The sequence below is a fragment of the Cyclobacterium xiamenense genome (assembly GCF_042140265.1).
Classification (GTDB): Bacteria; Bacteroidota; Bacteroidia; order Cytophagales; family Cyclobacteriaceae; genus Cyclobacterium; species Cyclobacterium xiamenense_A.
Genome location: NZ_CP159481.1, coordinates 2,621,228 through 2,637,934, shown reverse-complemented (window position 1 = coordinate 2,637,934; position 16,707 = coordinate 2,621,228). Strand labels below are relative to the sequence as shown.

Below are 16,707 nucleotides of genomic sequence, written 5' to 3'. Positions count from 1 at the left end.
ATTAATTTAAGGTTTTAAAATACAAAATAATGGAAGTGATGTCGTTTTCAGATAAAACACCCAAAAACGAAGGCATCTCTCCTTCCCTGCCTTGTACCACTTTTGCTCCCGGATCCACGATGGATTCCCGGAGGTAACCTTCATCTGCCAGCGCAGTGGACCCATCCGTAAAGGCCCTCTCGGATCCATATAGCCCGTTTACATTCGGGCCGATTTTGCCCTCCCCGCTACCTTCCACCGCATGACAGGCAATGCATCCGTAATTCATAAAAAGCTCCTTTCCCCGGACCGCGTTTGCTGCCTCGGCTCCCCTGTCTGCCAGCAAGGACGCATCGTATTCCTGATTCAAATCTGCTTCACTTAGTTCACTGAACCCTTCCGCCAGCAAATTTGGCCGAACTACCTCGTTTACGGTCATCCATACCTTATCCGACCAGCTAACACCCGCTTTCGTTTTCAGTGTATAGCCCACCTCCATCTGCATTACTTCGGTGATCTGCGGCACGATTAGAAAAACCCCTTTTCCATCGTCAGACAGCACCGCCTCCAATACGGGTAAGTGCTCCTCGCCCACACTTCCGTCCAACTTGTAATGCCCCGATCCGTATTTCTGCGTGCGCTGGTAATTCCAGCGCTTTACCTGGTAGGCTGCAATGTCCTGCGCTACGGCGGGATCCAGCTCCTGATCAAAGCGCAGGACGATACCACCTTCCCGGACCTTGTATTCCCGGGGCATGTAATTCTCTTTTCCGGTGTACCGCAGGCGGTGCAGGGCACTCAGGGTTTCCGAATTGTGCCCCCAAAGAGAAAACCCGGTATAGTACACCAGTCCATCCCCGGGATTGACTTTTCCTTTCATGGTTGGTGACGGGTAGCTACCCGGGATGACATTCACGCCACCTTGAACTACCTGCGAACCGCTATCGATTTTTACCTGGAACAAGCCCGGCCTACCGTAAGAAAGGTGGAGGAGTTGTCCATTTAGGGGGCCCATTTCGCTGCTTGTTACCCAGACCTGTCCTACCCCCGAGCGGTCCTGATTGTGAGGAATCCAGGTGATAGGAGGGGCGATCTCGGGAATAGGGTCCCGGTGGGCGGTGGCGGGGACCCCGAAATAATCTCCTTTCCGAATCAACATGATCGGAGTGGAAGGCATGTAATGTCCCTGCTGGTCCGAACCGGTCAACCAGCCCTCCTCCGGGTGGATCCCCAGGTAAGGCCCCCGGAATCCCGTAGCAAACGGTGTTGCGGACCGCCCATCTGCCGACACTTTCAGTATCGATCCATCCTGGTGCGAAGCAGAACGAAAACCCATCAGGGATTTAGGAGAAGAAGTCTCCGGCCCCATGTCCAGCGCACCGAATTTGGCTACGTAAAAGCCTCCTTGCGGATCGGCCACCATACTGGAGGCCCATTCCCGGGTCTCGATGGACTGCGCCATGGCATTGGAAAAATTCTCGTAGTGGTCCGCCACCCCGTCCCCGTTCAGGTCGTGCAGACGGGTAATCCCGTCTTTCCCATATACGTAAATCATCCCATCCACAATCTCCAAACTCTGTGGTTCGTAAAGCCCCGAGGCGAAACGGGACCAGGACAACCGGTTTAAATCGGCGTCAATACCTTCCATGATCCAAACATCTCCTTCGAAGGTAACCAGCGCGGCTTTCTTTGCATCGAAGAAGCCAATGTCCACCAAACGCACATTCCGTTTCCAGGGATTGGGAACGGGCAGAGTAAGTCTATCCGTCACAAAAGCAGCCGTATCCGGGGAAACACGACCCTGCGTGAGCACCACTTCGGACCAATAAGCGGGACCTCCCTGATCAAAAGCGGGCATTGTCGCGTCAAATTCAACCGTCGCGGCTTCAAAATCAGGTAATTGTTCCGCCCTCCCTTTCCATACCAGCAATCCAAATTCGATCGCCTCCACATGGGGGGCTATTTCGGCTACCAGATACCGGTCTTCGTATACGGCCAGGCGCAGGCCGGAGCTACCCGGCGAAAGTCCTAGACCGGTAATTTCTCCATCCCGATGGATCAGCAGTGTATTTTCCCGCACTTCGACCCGGTCTGTACCCGTCACTTCGGCTGCTACCAGGAAAAGGGGGACATCGGCTGGCGAAACGTTAAAATACCGGGTAAATGCCGTCATTTCTCCCTGCTTCAAACTCCCAGGTAGTTCGTGAATGCGGGTTTCACCGACCGTATAAGCAATTACTGCCTGCCTGCCGAGAGTATATATCCCCTCATACCGCCCGATTTCCGCTGGAATCGCTCCCCAGGGAGGGCTCTTTGGATGGGGAGAGGGGGTTCGGGGATCCGAGAACATCGGCTGCCCGGAAGACCAGCCCGGATAACTCCCGGTAGCCAGCTTGGGATCGCCGGCGATTTTGGGAATCTGGTTTCCTTTATTGTGAAAATCATCGTAGGATATTTGAGCCATGGTGACCATGGGCATAAACTCCCCGGTCCAGGCCACCGTCCAGCGCAACATGTCGGTGTCAAAGCAGGCATAGGCTTCATTGCCCAGTTGAAGGGCCAACACCCGGGCCGAAATATTGTTCTCCGGAAAACCTTCTCCCAGTTCCCGACCGTCCATGGATGTGGTAATGAAGGGAAACCCAGGTTCAACAAAGGAACCAAATTCTTCGGTTTCAAAATCGACTTCCGTTATCTTTTTCTCGGGTACCTTCTCCTGGCAGGAGAAAATGAGGGTAGCACCTAAAAGGAGCAAGCCCCATTGGCTGCTGCTTGTAATTTTCAGGAAGGGAAAGGTAGAATTTACGTATTTCATGCGTTTGTTGGACAACTTATACTACGATGGCGCCATTGGCCTTCGAAATTACTGCCAAAAGTTTCAAATACAAAAATTTAGGGGACGAAGGTATACGCGGATACTGAAGGAAACCCCGATTCCATGACAAGCGGAAAAGAATTGGACTTGAAACGACCGAAAAAAGCCTAAAGGAACAGGTGAAAGCCAACTTTTTTCTCGCGCATTTTTGCTTTATTCTGCCGCTGCCTTTGCGAATCAACCCAAGGAAGTATCCTGGTACCTGTTTTTTAGCAAATGGAGCATGTACACATTGATTTCCCACTGATTACCGGCCGGCATTTGCGTATAGGCCAGGGAGGGCATGTAAGGGAACGGACCAAACTCGGTGGTAATCCGCAGAACGGTGCCGGCCTTCCGGTGCCGGTGCACCACCCGATCCCACCAGCCCAGGTGTGCCTGCAAGGCATCGCTCCACTCCGGGGCCCGGGGGTCGTTTACCTGCGGCCCTTCAGCAAATCCTACCCGACTATGAATGTGATCGGTTCTCGAAAGAGCCAGGTTTACGGCCTCCTTTTGGTCTTCCAATAAGGATTCGTGCACGTTACACCAATGCGAGATATCCAAACAGATGCGGAGGTCCGGAATTTTTTCAAAATAGCTGGCCGCCACAGGAGCCGCATACAGGCATTTGCCGCGATGTGTTTCGTGGGTGATCGGAATCCCGGATGCCTCGGAGAGTCTCCTGGCTAGCGAAAAATGGGGTGCGTTTTCCTCAAAGGTAAAAAAATCTTTGCCCGTTTGGCAGTTTACAGCCACCGGGGCGGCCTTGAGTAAGTGTTCCAGGTAGCGACGGTAGGCCTCCAGATTCGCAGCCGGTTCGGGCTCGAAGGACTGGTAATATTGCGCGATTAATTCAAGGTCGTACTCTTTTAATGTATCCAGCACTTCACGCTTTGCCGATGCTTCCAGCGGAAGGTCCATTTCCACGCCGTCGTACCCGGCCTCTGCGACATTTTTACAAAATTCTTTAAACGAGAGCGTGTTGCCCCACAAGGGCGCGTAAAACTTGATCGGCATGTCCTGTACTGGTTTTAGGGGTATGGGTTAATGGGTGAAAGGAAATCTCCAAAATAAATGCATCAAAACAAAAAAAACAGGCTATTTTTCTCCGCGATGATAAGCAATTCCCATCCGAAAGCCTGAAGCTATTCAGCAGTAACCTCGAAAAACAGATACAATGGTGGGGAAAAGTGGGAAAAACTGGGATACCGCAATTTTTGCAATTTTTCTGCCATCATCGGTCCAAAGGGCCTGATACAAATCACTAGCGCTTGCACCCTTCCTGCTAAAAACCGCCCACCTGATTTTCGTTCAACCGTCCGAAAATCAGGTATTGAGTGTTCGGGATTTCCCGGGCAGACTTTTGGTAGCGTATTTTTTTTCCCTGCCGACCCTACTCTTCATTTCCTCCAATCCAGTCGATTTAGTTGATCACCGTCTTTGCCGCTACCTTATTCTTCAAAAGCCGGCAGTAAATGCTCCCAAATCAGGTTGAGTTCGGCCTGCATGTTCGGGATATTGGCTGTCGTGACAATTACCGCATGTTTCTCCGGCAGTACCAGGATAAACTGTCCATTGCGTCCGTCTGCCCGGTACAATCGGTGGCGACTGCGCCATACCTGATAGCCGTATCCCTGCAACCAATCCGAATCCTTTGCGGTCACTTTCAGGTTCTCTTCTTTTGCCCCGGCGGGAAGGGAAGGCACCCGGGCAGCGGTCGCCTCATCAAACCAGGATTCGGCAAGCAGCTGTTTCCCTTTCCACTCTCCTTTTTGCAGGTAAAACAGTCCCAATTTGGCCATGTCCTCCGTCCTCACCTTCAGTCCCCAACCTCCGATAGCAATGCCTTGTGGGCTTTCTTCCCAGGAAGCACCGGAGATTCCCAAAGGCCTGAAAAGCCTTGCTTGCAAGTAGTCTAAAAGTCGCTCACCAGTCACTTTAGTAAGAATCGCCGACAACAGATAGGTGGCCAGGCTGTTGTAGACAAATTGTTCTCCAGGTCTATGGGGAATTGGAAAGGCCAAAAAGGCCTCCAGCCAGTCCGAATCAGCACGTTCCCGCAGGATACCGGTAGGGTCTACATCGTGACCGACCGTCATGGTCAGCAAATGCCGGATTTCCATTGCCTGCAGATTTGGACTGATCTCATTCGGCAGTTTGTCGGGGAAAAAGGATATCACCCGATCGGAGACGTCCAACAGGCCCTCCTGAACGGCAAAGCCGATGGCGGTTGCCGTAAACGTTTTACTGACAGAAAACATCACGTGTGGCTTTGTGGCCGCATTGTCTCCCAACCAGGTTTCGAACACCACCTTGCCGTTTCTAAGGATCATGAGGCTATGAAGATCCTGTTTGTGGGCCGTTACGGCTTCGAGGTATGCGTCAATGGCCTGCGGATTGACACTTTCCGATTCCGGATCGCTTCTGGGCAGAGCGTTCGCGATAGTATTGAAATCGACCAGTTCGATTCCCATTCGGGCCACTGCTTCCCTGATTTGGCTGCTGGTCCAGGTATCGGTGACTCCCTGCCGATCCTCGGCCACATTTTCGTAGCCAACATGGCTTACACCTTGCATTTCCAGGTTGTCGTAGGCGGGGTGATCGACAAACTGGTAGGTTTTTCCGGGTTCCAGGTTTTCCAGCATGCGGATAAAAGAGGCCTCTTTCTCTTCCGACGTTTCTTTCGGTCCCGCATACGTAGCCCTCTGTACCCCCAACTCTTGCATAAGCTCTCCGTCAATTAGCAACAAGCCGTATTCGGCAGCCAACCCGGATACCATTTTGGCCACATCCGGATGGAAGCTGGTGCATCCCATGTGACCGGTTAGATGATTGATTTGCGGAATGTGCTTTAATGCCCGTTCGATCTGGGCGCGAAATTCCTGTTCCACCTCCTGCAGATTCCCGGGATTTTCTGTAATGGCAAGGCCCGGATAGTTGGGATTGGGTCGTACCATTGGTAAAAGGTATCCGTCAGAATCCGTCAAACTGGGACAATGGCTCAGGGGGCGCCACTTGATGCCATCCCATTCGCTGGTAAGGGCGAGGTGAAGTCCTACCTCAACGCCGGTATGTTTCCGCAATAACGCTGCCGCCTCCGGAAACCAGGGAGCCACGGCCATTACTTCAATAGAGGTCTCGATGCCATCCACAAACGCCTCGATACTGGCGAGATTGGCCGAACGGGAGGAACCCATATCATCACCCCTGACAATCAATCGGGGGCCGCTGCTTAGCTGGCAAAACGCAACCAGCGAAACGAATAAAAAGGGAAGGAACAAGAGGCATTTTTTAAAATTCATCATGGCAACCGGTGTTTTTAATGGGTAAAGAAATGGAGCTGGTGTGACGATATACTCCGGTATTTCGGGGAGCAACGGCTGTGATTTTTGGCGGAGAAATCGTACCTTCAACAAAGTAACAATAAAATTGGAAATTGTCGAAAATCGTTTGCACATGGCTACCACAGAAAAACACGATCGACGCATGGCAACCATGACCTTTGCCTCCGTCTATCCGCATTACCTAAACAAAGTCGAGCGAAAAGGAAGGACCCGAGAGGAATTGCATCGGGTCATTGAATGGCTCACCGGCTTTGACGAACGCAAGCAGCAGCAACTGATTGAGGCAAAGGTCACTTTTGAAACTTTTTTTCAGGAAGCTCAATTAAACCAACATGCCCGCCTGATTACCGGATTGATATGTGGCTACCGTATCGAGGAAATTGAAAACCCACTCACCCAAAAGGTACGGTACCTGGATAAATTGGTCGACGAACTGGCGAAAGGCCGGAAAATGGAGAAAATTCTGCGGGACGAATAGCTGGAAATCAATCAGCTTGTGGAACTGAAGCAGGTAGAACGGGTAGCTGCCGCGCGTTGAAAAACGAAGGCTACGCTCTATCCCTGGATTTCCTACTCCTCCTCGCTAACTCCGAATGTTGCAGCAATACTAGTGATTTCATACGGCATCAACGATAAACTCAATACCAAATACTCGGATCGAAGACAAAACATCGGTGAGTATCTAACTCTCAGGGATGTGAGTAGAATAGACTATCGACGATTCAGGAAACCTCACAAGTAAATGGATCTGCCAAGGTATCCGTTTTCTTCCAGTACCCACAGAACTACAAACAGCCTTCAATCCCACCTTAGTAAACCAACCCTCCTCCCCTGACCCCTTGATCGACGGGAAGAAAAGTGTAATCATTCCGAAATGACATCCACACAAATAGCTCCCGCCAACCGGCCGCCTTCCATCCAAGTATCCTTCATTGGCAGTGGATGAACAGCCGTCAGATGGGTACACAAGCTCATTCCGCTTTTGATTGCCCTATTTTTGAGCGGCTATTTAATTCGAAACGGCGAGGCCCCCGCACCTTTGTTGATCAGAAATAAAACCGCAACCGAAAACCGCTCCCGGGCATCGATATGCACGTGCCGGTCACTGTTGAAGCGTTGTCTGATCGGGTTTTGGTAATTAAGGTTTAGTAATAACCCCTTTCCCTGCACCTGCAGCCCCGCATTGGCAAAAACTGCCTTTCCGCCTGAGTTAGCCTCAAAAAAGCCTTCAAAGGTATGTTTCCCTCCGTATTCTGCATACAGTCCGGCGAAGGGCACCAGATTTAGTTTCCCGGAGGGTAGGTTGTAAAACAAGTTGGCCTGCCCGTTTGCCTTGTTACCAAATCGGTATTGCTGGGAATTAACCGTATTCATCTTGTATACTGCCTCCACATTCAAACCATAGCGGTTGTAATTTACCATGTAATTCCCCGTAACAAGTACATCCCAGGACCCCGTTCCCAGCTGAAAATTTGGGTTAATCAGTTGCTCGTTTTGGTTGTAGGCAAACGATCCTACGGGAGCCTTTACGCCTGTTCCTACCCAAAGATTATGAATCCATTGGTCATCGGCAGTGGCTTTTTGTTGCAGCAGCTTGTAGTTCATCAGGACCATGGGGTCACCCATGCCGTTCAACTTATGCTGCTCATGGCTGCCATTCATATCGTTATACAGGTATGGGAGTACCAGGTTTAGCTGCCAGCGCTCAGAAAGGGCAAACCGCCCCATCAGGTCCCAACGGTAATAACTATCGTGAGAATGCTCCGGGACCTGTCCGGTGTGCGCTACCGAAGCGAAAAACCGCGCCCGAGAGAATTTAACACCGACAAAATGCGTGTCGGTCTGGGGAATAATCCCGAAGTTGAATCCTCCCAGGGAACAACCGCAGGCCTCACAGGCCCGGGCGGGTTGGTAGGACAAGCCAGCAAACAAGAGGCAAAACAGCAGGATACTATTTTTTTTATGGATCATATTATGGAATAAATTCAGGGTTGGTTAGAAAAGATTCGTCAGTAAGTGCGTGCAAAAAGGCCTTGATAGCGACCTTTTCCTCATTGGTAAGGGATAAACCCGGAAGATTGGCAGCAAATATCGGGTCCAGATTCGGATGTACATGAATGCCTTCCGAATAGTGGTCCAGTACCTGGTCCAGTGTCTGGAAAGAAGCATTGTGCATGTAGGGGGCGGTGACGGCCACGTTTCGAAGGGAGGGCACTTTAAATTTGCCCCGGTCTGCATCCCGCTCGGTGATGCGCCCTCTGCCAGCATCCTTTATTTCCGCCTGTATGCCGTTGTTTCGATAGCTTTGGTCGTGAAACAGCGGTTCCTGGTGACAGCTTTCACAATGCTTGCGAAACAAAGCCATCCCTTCGAGTTCCAGGCTACCAAGGGCTTCCTGATCGCCGGCAACCCAACGGTCGTAAGGGCTGTCTGCCGACACCAGCATCAACAAATATTGACTCAACGCATGCAGCACAAAGGGTCCCGTTACGGTTTCTTGACCAAAGGCTGCTTTGAAGCGTTCCGGGTAAGAAGGATGTGCCCGAAGTCGGGCCACCACATTTTCCATGCGTTCGTCCATTTCCACATGGGATTCGATGGCGGTAATCGGCGTAAAATCGAGGTGTGTCACCCCGCCGTCCCAAAAAAACTCCTTTTGAAACGCCAGATTGAACAAGGGGGGTGCATTTCGGGTACCCACACGATCGTCCACCCCTACGCTAAATGGGTGAAGCCAGGAATCGGCAAAGGCGTGGGCCTGAATGTGGCAATTCGCGCAAGCAACCGATCCATCCCTGGACAACATGGGGTCAAAGAACAGGGCCTTTCCCAGCTCAAACCCCTCCCGATTTACCGGATTATTTTCAAAGGTATACCGGGGTTCTGGAAAATGAGTAGGTTTGACAAAGCGCATAGCTACCGTTCTTTCTTCACCATCGAATGCACATCCGGTTAACAGGTAAATCAGGGCAGCCAGCATGAGGCTGCCCCGGGAATTACATCTTGCCTTCATTTATTGGTGGGTATGGTCCACGTAAAAGGCCGCCGCGAGTGTCGGAGTTAGCGCCTGACCGGCCGCGGGTGAATGCACGTTATTAACGGATTCAAAATTTACCGATTCCAGCCACTTCAGGACATCCATGTGAATATGGGGAGAAGGACGTAGGCTTTCGCTTACGGTCACTGCCGCGTCGAAGGGCAGGCTAATCTGTACGTTGTTGTCAAAAAAGCGCTGCGGCTGCTCTCCTTCAGCCGGGATGTTTTTCCAGCCACCCAAATGAATGCGCAATGCGTTTTGTTCTTGCGGAGAAACAGGTGAATGCCCCTCAAAGAGCAGATTGATGTAACCGGAATTCCAATTCCAAAACCAGGCCCCTGCAGCCCTATCCAGTAGGCCACCTACGGCCCCTTCCTGGATTCCGTCTTCCTTGATTCCCAAGGTGAAATGGATTCGGTCGTATTGGCCGGCGGGAATAGAATGCAGGTGTACCGCATAGGAATCCGGGTCACCCTGCACTACCTGATAATATCCTTTCACCTCGTTCGCATCGGCACTTGCATTCATTTCATCGATAAACAATTCACCGTTCGGTCCCTCCAGACGAACGTGACTGATGTAGTATCCGAAACGCGTAATGTTAAACGGCTGTCCGTTGGCATTGGTATAAGGATAGGTGTCACTGCCCTCCGCCTGCAATTGCATGGGCAGGTTGCCCACCTGATTATCAAATTTTACAATCATTTCCCCCACTTCGTTCATTTCGGGGTCTTCGTTTTCCTGGCAGGAGGCAATCAATAAAAGAGACAGGCAAGCAAGGAGCAGTTTGCCCGCAGTAATGCTATTCAGTTTCATAATTTTTTTACTTTTTTTGTGGCATTTCGCCGATCGTTCAACAAAAGAATATGGGGCCCAGCAATCCTCCTCCACTGCTGCGATCACGGATCGTGTAGTGATCAGAGGCGAGAGCCTGAGGGTGCCCAAGGACCGGATGGAATGCATTCTCTAAGGAATGAAACGGCCAGGGACAATACGATAAAAATCAAATTCTGGGTGGTTTCTTTTCCCGTGCTAGTGCCGCCGTGTATGGAGAGTCCAGATAGGGCAAAAATCGGGGAGTAGTAGGCGTAGACAGCACCGCTCCCCTGTACCCAAAGGCGGTAACCGGCACAAATACGTTAAAATCAGCGCGAAATTCTATCAGAGGTACCTCCCGGTCGCTAGCCTTTTCAAGCTCTTTTTCCAGGTAACACTTTCCCTCACAGGTAGAAAGCGGTACTTCCCGGTTTTCACAGAAATAATCCGAGATAAATGCCTTGTTCATCTGGTAGTTTACGCAGATTACCGAGTACACCATGCTGTTAAGCACGATTACCCAGGCCATACAAATATGCCATAAAACCTTCACCATAAAGGAAAACGGTTTACTTGAAAACGTTCGGAAAATGGACGTTGGAATTAGAAAATAGGGCAACAGTCAACCGGTAGGGTTCGACTTGCTACTCCTCAGGAAAGAAAGAGGGATACGGATTTGGGTGGCACAAAAAGCGATTCACCAACGCGCCCGGAAATAGCCATCCGGTACGGTCGGAATTCCCTCGCAACGGATTTACCGGAAGCCACCTGCTCCAGGGCGAAAGGAGGGTTGAACAGGTACAGACCGAAATCCAGGGAAAAACGATGCTGCGATTCCCGATCTTTTTTGTCTTTTTCGGCACGCAGCTGCTTCGCCAGATAACATTTCCCGTCACATTGCATCTCCGGCCTTTCTTTGTTTATGCAAAACCGGTCTACAATTTCCTGCTTGTTGATTACGTAATTACCTACCACTACCGAATAGATCATGCTATTCAGTAAAACAGTAAAAATTAGCAATAGATGTGGCAAGGCTCTCACAAACGCAAAAAAACGAAAGAATACGTGACTGGGCAAGTGTTTTAACAAAAATATACCCGGGTTGTCTGTGAAATCCGGATTAACCCGGTACGAGACAGGAGCCGAAACAGGGTATTGAAATGTTAGTCAGCCGAATAGTCGATCCTGTAAATGCTCCCATCAAAGCCGCAGATGAGTAGTTCGCCTTGCTGGTCCAAACCAAAAGAAGCCACGGGAAAGGACGCTTGCATCAATTCGGATACCTGCGGTTCGGTTGCAACCGAAAAATCCATGGCCCATATACGTCCCGAGGCAAAATCGCCAAAGATGTACTGACCGGCCAATTCGGGAAGCGCTGTGCCCCGGTACACATAGCCGCCGGTCACCGACACATCGCCCTGACTGTGATCATAGGTCCAAATCGGCAACTCCAGCCCCTCCTGCGAACAATTGGAGGAAGGAGAAAAGCAAGCCATGCCTTCCATGGTATTCCATCCGTAATTCCCGCCATTTTCTATCAGGCTAATTTCCTCAAAGCGATTTTGCCCACATCCGCTGCCCATAAAGCACCGGTCTCCGGGTCAAAGCTAAACTTCCACACGTTTCTCAGCCCATAGGCGAATAGCTCCTCCCGGATGCCTTCCTGGTTTCCGGCAAACGGATTGTCCGCCGGTATGCCATAGGCCAGGTTTCCTTGCTCCACATCCACATCCACGCGCAGAATAGCACCCAGGAGCGTCTGTGGATTTTGTCCGTGATTTTGAGGATCGCCCCCGGAGCCACCGTCACCCACCGACACGTAAAGGAATCCATCCGGGCCAAACGCCAGGTGACCCCCGTTGTGGTTCGAAAAGGGTTGATCGATTTCAAGCAGCACCATTTCCGTCCCGGGATCAGCCCGGTTGGGGTCCGAGGCCGATACCGTAAACCGGGAAACAACGGTCCGGTCCGGATTGGATGCGGTGTAATTGACGAAGAAGTAACCATTGTTGTCATAATCCGGGTGAAATGCCAGGCCCAACAGTCCTTCCTCATTACCCGCATCCTCCACCTGGTTTTCCAAATTGAGAAAGACCGATCGCTGCTCCGTACCCGCTTGGTTGGGAAATACCGAAATCACGCCACGTTGTTCCACTACAAAAAGGCGATCGGTTCCATCGCCCGCATGCACGACCTCCAGGGGCCGATTAAACGATAGCCCGGGGAAGGCATTTACCAATTGTGGTTCACCGGTGTCGACCGGATCGGGCGGGGAGTCGGAGTCCTCCGGTACACAGGCGAAAAAGGCGACAAACCAACAGCAGGCAAGTAAGTGGATGATTCGGTTCATAGGTAAGAATCGTTTGTTGTAAACCAATAAGGACGAACAGGGGACAAACGATGCGTCCTCCAGGCCCCCGGCACCAATGGACGAAGGGTACCGGTAACCAATCTGGCTTACATCGGCGGCACGATGACGACCGTCCGCCAGGTTAGGCAGATGGCTATATCGTAAACATGTACGTAAATTTCAACAAAATGGCTTGATTTCTTCGGGTTTCGATGAACGGGGAAAAGGAATAATTATAGGTATACACCACAAAAAAATCCGACATGGGCAGGTACCTCCATTGCAGGCGACTGTTGATATTAAAGTTTTCGAGCTGTGTATTGTACTGAAGAAAGGAGGTCCAGAACATATTGGTGCTGAAATTGATTTCACTCCGGGTACTGATAAGTGTCAGCGTGGATGCCCCATGTGGCTCCGGAAGGGAAAGTGCATTTTGTTCCCAGGAGAGGGCGAACAGGCCCCAAGGCTGCCTTCTGAGGTTTAACTCGAGCAGGTAGGACGTCAGGTATCCATTGTAAAATCGACCCGATCCAAATTCCCCACGGAAAGGCAGGCCGGTTCGGGTATCGGAGCTATAGGCCAGACTTACCCGCGGGTAGCGGTACAATCCCGGCTGCAACGGCTCCCCATCCGTAAAGCCCGTATGAAACAACAAGCGGGTATCCAGACTCTGGGCCTGAAAATCAATCCTGCTGGTGTTTCGAAACCTGATTTGGTAATCAAGCCGCAACTCGTTGTCCATAAAGGACCAATCCGTGTAGTAATTGATGGTATTTCGGAGCTGAATATCGTGCGCCACGATTCTGCTGCCATTTTCGGGCCGAAAGATGTAGCCCATCCTCCCGTGAAAATGCTCCATGCCAAGATGGTATACCGTATCGTTCAGGGCATCGTAATTACGCATCTGCGGGATAAATCCCATGTCCGCATAATAGTCGTCTTCCATCCCGTAATAATTGACTCGGAAATTCAATTTTCTACCTCCGTGCTCAAAACCGAGCTGCCGGTAATTGCCCATGCCGATCTGGGATTTTTCGGAGAGGTGAAAGGCTCCAAAATAATTCCAACTCCCGGATTCATTGAGGTAGTTGAGTTCCAAACCTGCATTTCTACCAAAATCCGTTCTATCGGGTCCATTGCCGGCGGTTTGGGCTTGCAGGTTGGTCACATAGCCTCGGAGTACCGATCGTTCCCAAAGGCTCTGATTGAATACCCCGACGCTGTAATTCTGAGCCGCTTGCGAAGCAGTGGCCCGAGTACGGATGTTCATCAGGCCGATCCGAAAATCCGGGTTTAGGTTGCCACTCAGGCGGGCGCCATAGGCGATTGGAATGGGACGGTTGTTTTCGTCCAGGCCGATTCGACGGGTAAAAATGGGCTTCGCTGAATTGGGCCCAAATCCGGTAAAGAGGTCGTTGTTTTCCAAAAAGAAATCCCGTTGCTCCGGAAAACGCAAATTGAATCGAGTCAGGTTGGTTTGCTGTACGTCCACATCCACCTGGGAAAAATCCGGGTTCAAGGTCAAATCCAGATTCAGCGAAGAAGTGATGGCTACCTTCGCGTCCATGCCCAGATCGGTAGTCATTTCGGTATCGGTATCCTGCACGGCCCCCGACGTAACGTAAGGGATCAACGATATATTCGTTCCCGTTTTATCCGGAGCTTTGTCCCACCGCATCGCACCGGTGTAGCCAAGATCGTAGAGGCGAAAATTAACCGGCATGGGCGTCCAACTGTAGTACTCATTCTTCGCCATGTTGTTCCGGATGAAATTGATTCCCCAGGTGGCAATGTCCTTCTTGAACCGCAAGGTTTTAAACGGAATGGCTAATTCCACGACATACCTGTCAGGAAGCCGGGTTACGGCTGAAAACCATCGATTATCCCAGCTAAAGGTAAGTTCACGGGGAGCATTGGGCCCCAAAAGATCCTCCGACTGTACGTTATACGGACTGATCCCGAAAAAAAAGCCGTTGGTCCGACTATTTACCGGATCAATGATGACCGCAAAACCATCCCCTTCGAAAAAACTTTTGTCGCGCTCCAGCGTCTGCACCACGTAGGATTGAACGTCGTAACAGATGGCGGCAATGTATACATTATCGGCATCGTAAGTCATGCGTACCTCAGTTCGGGCATCTGCCCTGATCCCATCAAGCGGCTGTTGCATCCAAAAGTTGTCCACCACCACGGCCTCCTCCCAGGACGCCTCCTCCAGTCTCCCATCCACTACCAGCGGATCCACGGCCCGCTGAATTGGAAAACGATAGTCGGCCAGCAGCTCACTGGTCGACTGGCCCCATGACCATGTACCGCGTACCAGTAGTACGAAAAAGAAAAGAACGGAACGCTTCATTCGAACAGGGGTGGTTGGTATGGTCTGTTGGCTCAATTAAACGAAAGGGGATGAGGCGGGAATACCTGATAATAAAATCAATACCACACCCATTCTACCATCGAATTTAAATGTATGCTTGCATCAAATGGATTTTTTGGTTAAAAATTAAACACTACTTTGTGCAAATTTCACCAAATAATCAATTTAGCCTGAAAAATAAATTATCGCAGACAAAAATTACAACCGTTCATCAAAAGATGGGTAAATAACCAGCTTCCCTTGGCCAATGGATTCCTCGGGCCTGGAACCTGGGTCTCCCGGGCTAGCGCTTCTCGCGTAGGGCGATTGATTCCTGTTTTACCTGCGTTCGTTTGAACGGAACCGTTTGGTGGGGTTTTGAATCTCAAACGAATCCCCCTATTTGGACTGGATTCGGCTGCGACAGGCTCAGGCATTGTATTGACGAGAAATTTGTAACAGAAACGGATATTGGCTGGGGCGTATGGGTGGATTAGATGCGCAAGGGAACGTTGCAACAAGAGTTTAGGAAAAAAGGTGTCGTTCTCCCGATAAGATGACCGGTAATACCCCGTTAAAAAATGTGCGTACCGATCGGCATAAAACCGCCGCCGGATTGAATCACACAAAGTGATTGGAAAGGAAATCAAAATAGCTGCCCACCGGAGCAAAATCTATCTACATAGAGCTCAGGCACTAGCGCCTTATTTAAAAGAAAACGAAACACTAGCAACAAACGATTGGTCAATAGACCAGTAAACATTTCAGGCCGCACATAACATCTCAACCCGGTATGGCAGGCCTTCCAGGCATTGACAGGGTATTGTAGCATCTTCGTAGAAGGTAGTGCATCGGCAGCGATAGGGTATCGACCAGGTACATTGGCCTTTGCTCCAATACAGCCGGAGATACGAATCCAGTGAATTTTCACCTACCTACAGATAATCAGACGGTTAGTATATCCGGTTTCGATCGGCTGATCTGGGGTCTGCAATCACTTTCCCACTGTTCAATTTCCCCTGGATGGCGTCTGGTCGAAACGGCCTGCTTGCATCGTAATAATTCCGGGACAGATCGATATCGGAAATCAAGACTCCCGGCTCATTGGCCGGAAGCTTGTTTTGGACCAAACCATCCGGTGTAATGAAATGCACGGGCCAACTCTCGGGAGCCGAAGAATTCGTCAGCGACATGTAAAAATAGTTTGAAGCGGCCATTGCTTGCGATGTTACCGGCATGATCAGGGGATGGATACTGCCATGCTTTTGCCGTGCATTGTAGAACGATTGGAAAACCACGTCCGTATTTAGGCTACGGTACTGTCTGTAGAGTTCCGGAAACCGGATATCGTAACAAATCAACAATCCGCAAGTCACTCCATTCAACTCAAACCTGACAAAGTGATCTCCCGGCGAAAAGTAATTCAGATCACCCGCGGTACAAAACCGTTTGTCATACCTGTCGACCACCTCACCCGAGGAGCTAATGACATACAAACTATTGTGTGGTTTATTACCCTCACTCAATTGGTGCATGGAACCCAATACCACCCAAATTCCCAGATCTCTAGCCAAACTCCTGATGGAATCCGTTGAACGAAATAATTCATCCCAATCAAAATCCTCAATTGAATGCATGTCAACTCCAGGATAGCCAGACAATGCGCACTCGGGAAAGTGTACAATGTCTGCTTTTTTGATTTTTGCTTCAATCATTTGATCCTTGATCCAACCAAAATTCTCCGCGATGTCCGATGAAATAGGAAACTGGCAAGATGCAATTCGGATTTTCCCACTATCGGAACAGGATTTTGGCTGCTCCGTTCCGGAATTTTCGGTACCGCCTTTTAGGGGAGTTTCTTGTCTGGACCATGCCAGATGAACCAACGAAAAATAAAGGATAATTAAAAGAAGGCTACAGCAAAAACGAATGGCAGGTAACTGAAATTTCTTTTCCATGGACTCCTAA

The 16,707-nt window shown here is 50.4% G+C and carries 11 protein-coding genes and 1 pseudogene; 1 reads left to right on the top strand and 11 read right to left on the bottom strand.

Features of this window, described 5'->3' with window-relative positions; translation table 11 throughout:
- Position 1 precedes the first annotated feature (1 nt).
- From ABWH99_RS11085 to ABWH99_RS11075, 3 genes are all read right to left on the bottom strand, one after another.
- Positions 2-2,794 (bottom strand): DUF6797 domain-containing protein, encoded by a 2,793-nt coding sequence (locus tag ABWH99_RS11085; protein ID WP_375586338.1) that lies wholly within the window; start codon positions 2,792-2,794, stop codon positions 2-4.
- Positions 2,795-3,031: 237 nt separating this feature from the next.
- Positions 3,032-3,853 (bottom strand): sugar phosphate isomerase/epimerase family protein, encoded by an 822-nt coding sequence (locus ABWH99_RS11080; RefSeq protein WP_375586337.1) that lies wholly within the window; start codon positions 3,851-3,853, stop codon positions 3,032-3,034.
- A 434-nt stretch (positions 3,854-4,287) separates the two neighbouring features.
- Positions 4,288-6,141: a ChbG/HpnK family deacetylase gene (locus ABWH99_RS11075; RefSeq protein WP_375586336.1), complete on the bottom strand. Its 1,854-nt coding sequence runs from the start codon at positions 6,139-6,141 to the stop codon at positions 4,288-4,290.
- A gap of 151 nt (positions 6,142-6,292) precedes the next feature.
- Here ABWH99_RS11075 and ABWH99_RS11070 point away from each other — a divergent pair, with 151 nt between their 5' ends.
- Entirely contained in the window at positions 6,293-6,658 is a 366-nt protein-coding gene (locus ABWH99_RS11070) for a DUF2200 domain-containing protein (RefSeq protein ID WP_375586335.1), read from the top strand.
- A 527-nt stretch (positions 6,659-7,185) separates the two neighbouring features.
- Here ABWH99_RS11070 and ABWH99_RS11065 read toward each other — a convergent pair.
- The 8 genes and pseudogenes from ABWH99_RS11065 to ABWH99_RS11030 all read right to left on the bottom strand — a co-directional run bounded on the left by ABWH99_RS11065 (position 7,186) and on the right by ABWH99_RS11030 (position 16,697).
- Positions 7,186-8,151: a hypothetical protein gene (locus tag ABWH99_RS11065; RefSeq protein WP_375586334.1), complete on the bottom strand. Its 966-nt coding sequence runs from the start codon at positions 8,149-8,151 to the stop codon at positions 7,186-7,188.
- 1 nt (position 8,152) lies between these two features.
- On the bottom strand, positions 8,153-9,193 hold the full coding sequence (locus ABWH99_RS11060; RefSeq protein WP_375586333.1) for a cytochrome-c peroxidase: 1,041 nt from the start codon (positions 9,191-9,193) through the stop codon (positions 8,153-8,155).
- Positions 9,194-10,033, bottom strand: coding sequence for an MbnP family protein (locus tag ABWH99_RS11055; protein ID WP_375586332.1), 840 nt, complete (start codon positions 10,031-10,033; stop codon positions 9,194-9,196). It lies immediately after the preceding gene.
- A gap of 187 nt (positions 10,034-10,220) precedes the next feature.
- Positions 10,221-10,589, bottom strand: coding sequence for a hypothetical protein (locus ABWH99_RS11050; RefSeq protein WP_375586331.1), 369 nt, complete (start codon positions 10,587-10,589; stop codon positions 10,221-10,223).
- A 95-nt stretch (positions 10,590-10,684) separates the two neighbouring features.
- Entirely contained in the window at positions 10,685-11,023 is a 339-nt protein-coding gene (locus ABWH99_RS11045) for a hypothetical protein (RefSeq protein WP_375586330.1), read from the bottom strand.
- Positions 11,024-11,196: 173 nt separating this feature from the next.
- Positions 11,197-12,383: pseudogene (locus ABWH99_RS11040) on the bottom strand (PQQ-dependent sugar dehydrogenase).
- 154 nt (positions 12,384-12,537) lie between these two features.
- On the bottom strand, positions 12,538-14,739 hold the full coding sequence (locus ABWH99_RS11035) for a DUF5916 domain-containing protein (RefSeq protein ID WP_375586329.1): 2,202 nt from the start codon (positions 14,737-14,739) through the stop codon (positions 12,538-12,540).
- A gap of 953 nt (positions 14,740-15,692) precedes the next feature.
- The gene (locus tag ABWH99_RS11030; RefSeq protein WP_375586328.1) at positions 15,693-16,697 is read right to left on the bottom strand and encodes a carbon-nitrogen hydrolase family protein; all 1,005 of its coding nucleotides are present in this window, start codon (positions 16,695-16,697) and stop codon (positions 15,693-15,695) included.
- Positions 16,698-16,707 lie beyond the last annotated feature (10 nt).

Coding starts and splice junctions, on each gene's coding strand:
- ABWH99_RS11085 (WP_375586338.1), bottom strand. CDS start 2,794: ATGAAATACGTAAATTCTACCTTTCCCTTCCTGAAAATTACAAGCAGC.
- ABWH99_RS11080 (WP_375586337.1), bottom strand. CDS start 3,853: ATGCCGATCAAGTTTTACGCGCCCTTGTGGGGCAACACGCTCTCGTTT.
- ABWH99_RS11075 (WP_375586336.1), bottom strand. CDS start 6,141: ATGATGAATTTTAAAAAATGCCTCTTGTTCCTTCCCTTTTTATTCGTT.
- ABWH99_RS11070 (WP_375586335.1), top strand. CDS start 6,293: ATGGCTACCACAGAAAAACACGATCGACGCATGGCAACCATGACCTTT.
- ABWH99_RS11065 (WP_375586334.1), bottom strand. CDS start 8,151: ATGATCCATAAAAAAAATAGTATCCTGCTGTTTTGCCTCTTGTTTGCT.
- ABWH99_RS11060 (WP_375586333.1), bottom strand. CDS start 9,193: ATGAAGGCAAGATGTAATTCCCGGGGCAGCCTCATGCTGGCTGCCCTG.
- ABWH99_RS11055 (WP_375586332.1), bottom strand. CDS start 10,033: ATGAAACTGAATAGCATTACTGCGGGCAAACTGCTCCTTGCTTGCCTG.
- ABWH99_RS11050 (WP_375586331.1), bottom strand. CDS start 10,589: ATGGTGAAGGTTTTATGGCATATTTGTATGGCCTGGGTAATCGTGCTT.
- ABWH99_RS11045 (WP_375586330.1), bottom strand. CDS start 11,023: ATGATCTATTCGGTAGTGGTAGGTAATTACGTAATCAACAAGCAGGAA.
- ABWH99_RS11035 (WP_375586329.1), bottom strand. CDS start 14,739: ATGAAGCGTTCCGTTCTTTTCTTTTTCGTACTACTGGTACGCGGTACA.
- ABWH99_RS11030 (WP_375586328.1), bottom strand. CDS start 16,697: ATGGAAAAGAAATTTCAGTTACCTGCCATTCGTTTTTGCTGTAGCCTT.